This window comes from Nostoc sp. C057 (assembly GCF_013393925.1).
GTDB lineage: Bacteria > Cyanobacteriota > Cyanobacteriia > Cyanobacteriales > Nostocaceae > Nostoc > Nostoc muscorum_A.
Window position 1 is genome coordinate 7306855 of the sequence record NZ_CP040281.1, and the last position, 10259, is coordinate 7317113.

The 10259-nt window shown below is 38.3% G+C and carries 8 protein-coding genes; 3 read left to right on the forward strand and 5 right to left on the reverse strand.

Translation table 11 applies throughout. From position 1 onward, the window contains the following. Nucleotides 1-60: 60 nt before the first annotated feature. Entirely contained in the window at nt 61-843 is a 783-nt protein-coding gene (locus tag FD724_RS30870; protein WP_179075252.1) for a glucosamine-6-phosphate deaminase, read from the forward strand. Nucleotides 844-1034: 191 nt separating this feature from the next. Next, on the forward strand, nt 1035-3098 hold the full coding sequence (locus FD724_RS30875; RefSeq protein ID WP_179075253.1) for a TrkA family potassium uptake protein: 2064 nt from the start codon (nt 1035-1037) through the stop codon (nt 3096-3098). A gap of 111 nt (nt 3099-3209) precedes the next feature. Here FD724_RS30875 and FD724_RS42180 read toward each other — a convergent pair whose 3' ends face one another. The 5 genes from FD724_RS42180 to FD724_RS30900 all read right to left on the reverse strand — a co-directional run bounded on the left by FD724_RS42180 (nt 3210) and on the right by FD724_RS30900 (nt 8942). Further along, nucleotides 3210-3938: a WGxxGxxG-CTERM domain-containing protein gene (locus FD724_RS42180; protein ID WP_256874406.1), complete on the reverse strand. Its 729-nt coding sequence runs from the start codon at nt 3936-3938 to the stop codon at nt 3210-3212. A 1019-nt stretch (nt 3939-4957) separates the two neighbouring features. Then, nucleotides 4958-5662, reverse strand: a complete 705-nt coding sequence (locus FD724_RS30885; RefSeq protein WP_179075255.1) for a DevA family ABC transporter ATP-binding protein — start codon at nt 5660-5662, stop codon at nt 4958-4960. A 134-nt stretch (nt 5663-5796) separates the two neighbouring features. Beyond that, complete coding sequence (gene devC, locus FD724_RS30890) at nt 5797-6969, reverse strand: ABC transporter permease DevC (protein WP_179075256.1); 1173 nt, start codon at nt 6967-6969, stop codon at nt 5797-5799. Between the two features lie 150 nt (nt 6970-7119). Continuing rightward, complete coding sequence (locus FD724_RS30895) at nt 7120-8325, reverse strand: ABC exporter membrane fusion protein (protein WP_179075257.1); 1206 nt, start codon at nt 8323-8325, stop codon at nt 7120-7122. A gap of 293 nt (nt 8326-8618) precedes the next feature. Further along, nucleotides 8619-8942 (reverse strand): hypothetical protein, encoded by a 324-nt coding sequence (locus FD724_RS30900; protein WP_114080674.1) that lies wholly within the window; start codon nt 8940-8942, stop codon nt 8619-8621. 841 nt (nt 8943-9783) lie between these two features. Between FD724_RS30900 and FD724_RS30905 the strand changes: the two genes are divergently transcribed. Beyond that, nucleotides 9784-10050 (forward strand): hypothetical protein, encoded by a 267-nt coding sequence (locus FD724_RS30905; protein ID WP_163929791.1) that lies wholly within the window; start codon nt 9784-9786, stop codon nt 10048-10050. Nucleotides 10051-10259 lie beyond the last annotated feature (209 nt).

Genomic DNA, 10259 nt, shown 5'->3' on the forward strand with positions numbered 1-10259 from the left:
GTAGACAGGTAGAGCTTCTCAAAAAACTACCGTATAATTGATAACCTTCTATGTAAGCAAATGCTAGCCGCTACAAACTTTTTTCGCGTTGATGATTTACTGGTGCAGATTTACAACTCTGAAGTCGAAATGGCCCAAGATGTTGCCGAAATCGCCCAAAAGCATTTACAGCAAGTTCTCAAACAACAGGATACAGCTGCTGTATTGTTAGCAACAGGTAACTCCCAACTCAAATTTCTCGATGCTTTGATTGCATTGGGTGGTGTAGATTGGTCACGGATTATTCTGTTCCATCTAGATGAATATTTGGGAATTCCTGCTGACCATTCTGCCAGTTTCCGGCGCTATATGCGAGAACGTGTAGAGAAGCGGGTTGTTCCTAAAGTATTTCACTATATAGAAGGTGATACACTGCAACCAGTAAACGAGTGCGATCGCTACACCAAACTATTGCAAGCACAACCAATAGACTTATGCTGTCTTGGGATTGGCGAAAATGGACATTTGGCTTTTAACGATCCAGCAGTAACAAATTTTCAAGATCCTTATAGTGTGAAACTAGTAAAACTGGATACAGTGAACCGTCAGCAACAAGTAAGTACAGGTCACTTTCCAAATCTAGAAACTGTCCCACAATATGCTTTTACTGTCACCATCTCGGCGATTTGTTCAGCTAAAAAAATTATCTGTCTTGCTCCAGAAAAACGTAAAGCGAATGTGGTAAAAGAAATGTTGCAAGGAGCTATAACTACAGATTGTCCGGCTTCTATTCTCCGTCAACAATCCCAAGCTACGTTATTTTTGGATGTCAATTCTGCTAGTGGTCTGTCTCATGAAATTTGAGGGATAAATACGCTTGTAGTGAGGACTTTAGTCCTCAAATATTCAAGCACTAAAGTGCTTACTACAAACCCTCAAAACCAGCTTGTCGTGAAGATGGATTAGGGACTAATTCAAGCGCTTACGTGAATGGTGAGATATAATTCTACCAAACATGTACTGTTAGCAGTATTAAATGCTGCCATCAACAGAAAGTGTATCCCCCTGCTAGCACCAATCCCAAAAAACCCCAAGACCTTTTCTTAGTATGCGGACTCCAAAGTTTAGGGCAGCATTGTGTTGCAGTCCTAAAGGAATATGATGTTAAAGTTAACGCCATTGACGATGTACAACTCGAACATTGGGAAGTCCCAGAAGTACCAAGCTTACTAGAAAAATTAATCATAGGAGACTGCCGCCAGCCAAGTGTTTTAGAGCAAGCAGGTATAAGGCAATGTCGTTCAATACTTTTAGTCACAAGAAATGAGCGGATAAATATAGAAGCAGCGTTTGCAGCACGGCGACTTAATCCCCACGTTCGCCTGATTGTACGTTCTGACAAGCAAAACTTCAACAAACTTTTGTCCGAAAACCTAGGCAATTTTGTTGCCTTTGAGCCTACCCATCTCTCTGCTCATGCCTTTGCTTTAGCATCTCTCGGTTCTGAAGCGATTGGTTACTTTACCATAGAAGGACAACTATTGCAAGTAATCAAGCACCAAGTACAAGCGAAGGATAGCTGGTGCAATGGCAAGCCAGTACATAGACTCAATCTCACAACTCGCCGCATTTTGAGTCACACAACCGTTTCATCCGATCCCCTCAAAGAATTGTTTGGATGGAACCCAGAAGCAGAAGTGCAGGTAGGAGACACACTCGTTTACATTGATGTTGCATACGAACTGGCTTTTTCTGAGCAATATACAAATAAATCTCATCGCCAAAGTTGGCAGTGGCAAGAGTTTCTTCAAAGTATCACAGCGAAGAATCTTAAGCAAAAAATATTACAATTTTGGCAATCTTACTACCAAAGCCAAAATCAAATTCGGCGAATTGCAACAATTTATGGGATTACCGTACTTATCCTATGGTTCGTTGGAATAATTCTTTACCGCTTGTATTATCCTGACATCACCCTGCAAGAAGCTTTCTATGCAACAGCAGTGTTGCTCTTGGGAGGATACGGTGATTTATTTGGCGGTGTTGAGTTTAGATCGCAATCTGAACCTTCAGATCATATCCCTTGGTGGTTGCGGTTCTTTAGTCTGGGACTCACGTTGACAGGTCAAGCTTTCGTGGGAGTATTATATGCACTGGTAACTGATGCTCTTGTCACTTCCAGATTCCAGTTTTTCAAGTCTCGTCCTCCCATACCACAACGCAACCATGTAGTGATTATTGGCTTAAATCGCTTGGGACAGAAAGTTGCTGCTCTTTTGCAAGAACTCAATCAGCCGTTAGTAGGAATTCATACTACCACTCTCGATCCAGGCACTTTACCAGATATGCCCCTGATTATTGGCAATGCTACCGAAGCACTAGCTAAGGTGAATCTCTCCCATGCTAAAAGCATCATTTTAGTGGGGGACGATAATATGGAAAATCTAGAAATTGGTTTGATGGCTCATGCAATGAACCCCGCCACAAGCTTGATTATCCGCTCTCAAGATCGCCATTTTAGTGATAATATCGCCCCTCTGTTTCCCTATGCCCAAGTTTTATGTGGCGCGGCTTTATCTGCGGAAGTCTTTGCTTGTGCTGCCTTTGGGGAAAATGTTTTGAGCTTGTTTCACTTGAGCGAGCAAATAGTCATGGTGACAGAATACAAGATTGAAGAAGGTGATACCCTCAATGGGTTGCTTCTATCTGAAATAGCATCTGGCTACAGTGTTGTGCCGATTCTCTACCATAAATATCGGCGAGACAATTATTCCTTGATGCCCTGGTATGATGTTAAGCTCTATGCTGGCGATCGCTTGATTGTTTTAGCCACAAGCAGTAGTTTGCAGCGAATCGAATGGGGTGAAATGCTGCCTCGCCTTTGGCAGGTGGAGATCGAGAAAGCTCTGACTACAAATGCTCTTATCTATGGTGCTGAAGAAATAGTTTTGATTACAGGATGTAGTTTGGCTACTGCTAGGCAATGGATGAATAATTTGCCTGGAGTATTGCCAATACCACTTTATAAACATCAAGCTCAACGTCTGGTGCGGGCGCTAACAAAAATACAAGTTTTGGCAAATGTAATCTTCATTGGGCAAGGCAGTAGTTCGACTTGAGTAAACTGGGATGTAATAAAAAGGGCGCAATATCAATATATTGTGCCCCTACTGACCTAACCTGAACTTGACAAAAATAACGGCTGTACGCTTCCTACAGTGTGGTGAATATTATCTAGAACGAGTACCCGTTACTTCATTAGGATCGCTATAAGCCCGGACTTTATCACGATTACGAGCCAGACCTGCTAAACCGACTAGACCAAGTAAACCTAGCCAACCCCAATCGAAACCGCGATCGCTAGTTCTTTCAGAAGTTGTAATACCTGCATTCCTATTAGTACCTGTAGTGTCAGTACCTGAGCTAGTACCCGTAGTTCCAGTACCTGTGGTATCAGTACCTGAGCTAGTACCCGTAGTTCCAGTACCTGTGGTATCAGTACCTGAGCCAGTACCCGTAGTTCCAGAACCTAAGCCATTACCCGTAGTTCCAGTACCTGAGCCAGTGCCTGTAGTTCCAGTATCTGAGCCAGTGCCTGTAGTTCCAGAACCTAAGCCAGTACCTGTAGTTCCAGTACCTGAGCCAGTGCCTGTAGTTCCAGTACCTGAGCCAGTGCCTGTAGTTCCAGTACCTAAACCAGTACCTGTAGTTCCAGTACCTGAGCCAGTGCCTGTAGTTCCAGTACCTAAACCAGTACCTGTAGTTCCAGTACCTGAGCCAGTGCCTGTAGTTCCAGTACCTGTAGTTCCAGTACCTGAACTACTGCCACTACTAGAACCTCCACTACCTGAGCCTCCGCTTTGGGCAAAAACAGAAGGAGGTAAGGATACAGAAGCGAAACTGATGGCAAAGACAGTAGCCAGAACAGTTTTAGATAAATCAAAAGGCTTCATGGTCATAGTTCCGTTTATATTTTAGATTTCTGTGGTTGGTTGATGTTCAAAACTGATATTTTCTACTTAATCCAGTGCTAAGTTAGATAACTTTTGACAAGCAAGATAGATTCAGAATTTTTTCACTTAGTTTGTGTTGGAAAAATTGAAAGCATTTGAAGCTCCCATAACACATAAATATTCGTCAGATTCAAACTAATTCATAATCAGTAATTACTTATTTATGATTAAGAAGCTATGGGCAAAGTCGCTTGCTCACAAAAAAGCAAGGAATAAAAATTAATCTTACTGATGTAAAAATATTTATATTCACTTGCGTTCTACTTTTTAATTACTTATTATGAATTGTTTTTTCATTCCTAATTAACATAACAGCTAGTTTTTTGTCGCACTTCTACCATAGGACTAAACCTACTTCTATCGCAGGCATTACTTTTACATTAATTAAATTTAGTCTGTGAACATGAAAATAACGAAACGTTTTGCAGCTTACAATCCGATAAGCACGACTCAAGATAATCACAATCTTCACACTGGATATATTGCCCTGGATTAGCACATCCACAGGCAGGGTTCACAAAACATTCAGAAGGATCTTGAGGTGTTCGAGATTTTTTGAATAGAAGGTATAAAGCTGCTTCTTTTAGACAAAAAATCAAATCTTTAAGCATAAACTTCCATACCAATCCTAATAAGTACAACGATTTTTGGATTTTTCGATGAGTTTATCTTTTTATTTGTTCTTTAGTTATTTTTAGATACATATTATAAACTTAAGCAGCTAAATAAATGCTCGTAAAAAAAGTCAATAGACTATATTTAAAAATACTCTACAATATTATTTCACCTGATAACTTATAACTTCATACTCTAGATGTGTCTTATTCTAGACTTAAGGAATATTGTTTCACTATAATAACTAATACAAATTCTTTACCCTGTACTTCTATGCTGGATAATTGTACCAAAATTAAACTAAATTAGTATTCCTAAAGGCATATTCAGATTTTACAGGTATTTAGTTATCATCCATTTGGTAGATGACAAACCTCTTTGACCAGATAACCATCTTCCATCTGAATTATGCGATCGGCAATATCTAAAATTCTGTTGTCGTGAGTGACCATTAAGATAGCACAATTCTGTTCTTTAGCTAATTTCTGCATTAGGGTGACAACATCTCTGCCTGTCTTACTGTCTAAAGCAGCTGTGGGCTCATCAGCTAAAACTAATTTTGGATGGCTTACTAAAGCACGAGCAATTGCTACCCGTTGTTTTTGTCCCCCTGAGAGATCAGATGGGTAATAATTAACTCTATTCTCTAATTTAACCGCATTTAGTATAGCTTCTGATTTACTGCGAGCTTCCCATTCAGAAATATTTTTGTGTAATTCTAGCGACATTTGAACATTTTGTCTGGCTGTTAAGAAATCTAATAAGTTATGAGCTTGGAAAATATATCCAATGTGGCGGCGTACTTTAACTAATTGCTCGTTACTAGCTCCAGAAAGCTCTTGACCTAAAAATTTAAGGCTTCCCTCTTGGACAGACCGTAACCCACCAATTAAAGTTAGTAAAGTTGTTTTTCCTGAACCTGATGGCCCAGTCATAATCACAATTTCTCCAAATTTGATATTAAAATTAATATCGAATAATATTTGACTTCGTACTTTTTTCTCGCCGAAGTAGTGATTCAGATCGCTAATATTCACAATAAACTTTGTTTTCATGATTTTCTCAGATATATATGACTCATATTTGATTTTTGCGAAGCTAGGTACAACTCAAAGAGCTTTATTGTCTATTAACTATCTATCGCACTTGCGCTGCACGAACAGAAATTAAAGCGGACTGCTATGTAAAATTAAAAAATATCGGCTGGATCTACATTTCGGAGTTTGTTTGTAGATAAGAATCCAGAAGTTAAGCACATTAATGTTGCTGAGATTAATACTAGAATGGCTTTATCTGTACTCATTATAACTGGTAATTTGGTAGCATTTTTTGAGACATCATATAAGGCTATAGATATAGCCAAACCTGGAATATAACCTAGAGATGCTAAGATTAAAGCTTGTTGAAAAACTACACTTAATAAGTATTTGTTTTTGAATCCCATTGCTTTTAAGGTTGCATATTCAGTTAAATGACTAGAAATATTACTATAAAGAATTTGATAAACAACGATCACACCAACAACAAACCCCATTAATACCATCAGATTAAACACGAATCCAATGGGTGTTCTAAGGGACCAATAAGTTTTTTCCAAAGCAATAAAATCTTTGCGAGTAATTACTTTTACGTCTTTGGGTAACTTGGCTGATAAATCTGCAAAAACTTTTTGTTGGTCGGTATTAGGTTTGAGTTTAATTAATCCTATATCTATCTTTTGTGCCGGACGGTCTTGAAATATTCTGAGGAAAGTTGAAGAACTAACGATTAAATTCCCATCAACACCAAAAGAAGGTCCGAGGCGAAATAAACCACCAATCTTAACTTTGTAACCAACTAATCCAGTGTAGCTGAATATTTCAACTTTTATAACTTTACCTTGTTCAAAATCTTTAGCGATCGCTCCAAATTCGGGACGAGAATCGCGGTCAAACAAAACGACATTAGGAATTCTAATTAAATCAAGTTTTTCTTCAATATTTGGAAATTTAAAAACTGATTTAACTGGGTCAAATCCCAGCACATATAATGGAAATTTTAAACCATTGTTGGGATTTTTAAATTTGGCAAATTGTACATATAAAGGGCTAACTGATTCTACACTATCGAAACCTAATACTTGATATAAATTCGAACGAAAAAAGCTCTGATTTGATGTTAAAGATTTATATTGGGCACTAATTAAAAATAAGTCTCCTTCTAGATTCTTATGCAACTGCGTAGCACTGTCATAAAGAGCAGCTTGGAAACCAATTTGCATAAACATGAGAACTGCAACAAAAGCAATCCCAGCTAAAGCTACAAGAAAGCGAATTTTTTGTCTGGCTAATTGTAACCAAGCTAAGGGGATATTGAGAATCATTTAGTAAACCTCAAAGATGAAAATTAGACTAAATTAAGAAAGAATGCTTTGTTTAAATCAAGGATTTTCTGTTAAAGCGTAGCCAATTACGAATTAGTATTAGGTAGGGTAGGGATGTTCAATGAGTTAACAAAGCTTTCTTGAGAAGTTCTAAATATCAATAATTACCTCTACCTGTAAATCAGTCAGACCAGCAACTTGCTGGTTATCTTGAAGATTATCAATACGAATTTTTACATCAACTATTTTGTTATCTGTGTCTGCTTGAGGGTTGTTATTAAAGATATTTTGTTTGCCAACTTGTAAACCAATATCTGTAACTTTTCCTCGTAATTTCCCTGGTAAAGCATCGCTAGTAATAATCGCCGACTGACCGATACGGACTTTTTTAATATCAGTTTCATAGACTTCTGCTACCACATACATCTGTTGTGTGCGACCTAAATCAGCTATTCCTGTAGTGCCGATAATTTCTCCAGGCCAAGTATTAATTTTCATGATTTGCCCGGTTATGGGCGATCGCACAATACTTAAATCCCACTCTGCCTTAGCCTGGTTAACTGAGGCTAATGCACTTTCAACATCAGCCTGTGCTGTTGCTATATCGGTAGGACGAACCTCAGCAATACTCTTGAGTCTGGCTTTGGCCTCGATTAACTGCTTTTGAAGAGTTTCTATAGTGCGCTTGAGAGAAGCTTTAGCTTCATTGAGTTGCTGTTGAACTGTATCGACTCGCAAACGTTTAGTATCTGCGTCGGAGGCTGAAATCGCACCATCTTTATATAACTGCTGATATCGCTGATTTTCGCTTTCAGCATTCCGCCAATCAGCCTGTAAGCGAGCGATCGTTGCTTCTTGAGCAGAAGTTTCTCCGCGCAACTCAGCTTCTAAACGAGCAATGGTTGCTTTTTGTGCAGATATATCTCCAGCTTTTGCGCCAGCTTTTACCTGGTTAAGACTAGCTTGAGCAACTAAGACTTGTTGTTGGGCTTTTTCTAAAGCTGCAAGACGAGGAAAGTAACTGTCAAGCATTGCAACTACTTGCCCCTGTCGTACTCTGTCTCCTTTGTTTACCATAAGTTTTGTTACCCTAACACCCCCTTGGGACTCTGGAGCCGATAGACGAATAACCTCTCCTTGAGGTTCTAAACGTCCTAATGCTGCAATAGTAGTCCTTTTAGGAGAACTACGTGGGGTAGCTATAGGCTGTACTTTCGAGGACAACTGAAATCGTGAAAAGGTATAGAAAGAGGCTGTACCAGTAGCTACAGTCATAGTAGTTGCTAATATAACTGGCCACCAAACTACAGGTTTAATGAATGGTTTGATGAATGAATGTTTGTGTTTTTGTACCATAATTACCTATTCCAAATTAGCGATGTCTGAGAACAAGGTCTTTCCAAATTATTCAGAAATAGCAGAGATGAAATTAGACCTTAATCATGCCAAGATGAACACTCTAATTCAGCTTGAAGCGGGTAAAAGTGACTATTTTGAATTAGTGAATTAAGCCCCCCTCTCGTGAAGGGGGGTTAGGAGCTTCCCAAGCTAGATATTACTAACATCAATCATATTGATCCATCAATCCGTTAGTAAATCAACTCTGGATGAAGCCGTTTGGTACTTTATGTATCTAGCCAGAGGTAGCTTTATTTGTTAAGAACTGCCTCTTTTTTACTTTTAACGATCGCCAGATATTCGTTGCGAGTTCCATCTATGCGATAGTGGTCGCAAATTTGGCAGAGTTTCAAGATATCCAATCGACTAAATACTTTTTGATGTTCAATGCCGTTGTCATTTCTCCACCGCCAGAAAGTTGTCCGATCAATGCGGCGATTACTTTCAGGCCATCTTCGTCGAGATAAAAAATCTACCAGTTCATCTTCATAAAATGAGTAGCCTTTTGGTAGCTTCAGGAGTTCTTCTCTTAACTCAATTAGCGGGATGAGTGGATCTAGCTCAGATAGTCTCATGCCAGCAAACCCTTATATTTTCGTGACAGTCTAATTATGCAGAAGGCTTCATACAATACGGATCATTGCATTAAATCACATTTCATACTGCGCGTTTATGAATGTATAGAGTGACCAGCAATCAGGTGAATTTATATTTAATTCTCCCTATTCATGTATCTCTCCATCTTCTTAAACAAACAGTATTGAATTACATTATTTAATCACTCACGATAAACTGATTGATACTCAATTGCAATCTATATGCAACATTTGTGAATAGAAACAGCTAGCAATATCATCGACAAAATTCATGAGAAATAATTGCGATCTTTGATCACTTTTTAACACTGTTATGTCCTCGCTCTTACTCAGCATATCAAAATAACTCTTTGCTTAATGATGGGTCTGTTGTCCGCTAGTGTTTTTCATTCTTTAGATATAGTTACTAGTGGTTATTGTTACATTGAAGACAGAATTACTTCTTTAAGAATAAAAATCCTTAAAAAATATCTTATTGATTAATACATAATCTTTAAAAAAAATAAATCGACTTTGGGATAGATGTAAAAACTATAGCATTGCCTCACGGTTACTTAGCTTATTTAATTGGGTATCATCTCTATTTTTCAATAAGTAAATAAATTAATAAGAGGCTAACGTTGTTGATATTTTAATACTTTTTCTCAGTATTTTTTCGAGTAAACTGTGATTGCTAAATTGAATATATATGCAATTTGTATGCAATTCGAGTAATGTATTTTTGTTATGTGACATACTAATTGAAAAGAGTTCTAATAGTTATGTGAGTAACAGCGATCGCCCCCCAAAGACCCTATACAAAATGAAACTACAGCGATTCATGCTCTCATTGCCAAGCTTTGATAACCAGCGACTGATTTTTCATGCAGCTCGCCAGACTCTTCGCAAAGCTGAGATGGCCCGCGTTGCCGTGCGTGAATGGCTCAATCAACATGATTGTGAGCTAGAAGAGTGGAAAACAAAAAAAGCTTCTGAGCTGGGAATTAGTATTAGTAGGCTTGAGCAAAAGATATTAGCTGCTGCTCAAAACCAGGCGATAAGTAATAAGACAGATGACAATTTTAATTCCGAGAATGATTCTGTATAAGTTTATATGTAGGTTCTGATCTATTTATCCAATTGCAATCAGAAAATGCACTTTTCTAAGCTATTTTTTAGGGTTTGCACTAATCGTTAAAGTGCTTAGAAAAGCCTAACTAGAAACTTATTTACCCAGCAAATGTAATGAGATTAACCACAGAGACGCAGAGAACACAGAGTCAGAGACAAAAAGAGTTCGGGTTGACAGATTACTAG

Excerpts from the sequence above, each read along its gene's own strand:
- FD724_RS30895 (WP_179075257.1), bottom strand. The coding sequence starts at position 8,325 with ATGGTACAAAAACACAAACATTCATTCATCAAACCATTCATTAAACCT.
- FD724_RS30885 (WP_179075255.1), bottom strand. The coding sequence starts at position 5,662 with ATGAAAACAAAGTTTATTGTGAATATTAGCGATCTGAATCACTACTTC.
- FD724_RS30905 (WP_163929791.1), top strand. The coding sequence starts at position 9,784 with ATGCTCTCATTGCCAAGCTTTGATAACCAGCGACTGATTTTTCATGCA.
- FD724_RS42180 (WP_256874406.1), bottom strand. The coding sequence starts at position 3,938 with ATGACCATGAAGCCTTTTGATTTATCTAAAACTGTTCTGGCTACTGTC.
- FD724_RS30900 (WP_114080674.1), bottom strand. The coding sequence starts at position 8,942 with ATGAGACTATCTGAGCTAGATCCACTCATCCCGCTAATTGAGTTAAGA.
- FD724_RS30870 (WP_179075252.1), top strand. The coding sequence starts at position 61 with ATGCTAGCCGCTACAAACTTTTTTCGCGTTGATGATTTACTGGTGCAG.
- devC (WP_179075256.1), bottom strand. The coding sequence starts at position 6,969 with ATGATTCTCAATATCCCCTTAGCTTGGTTACAATTAGCCAGACAAAAA.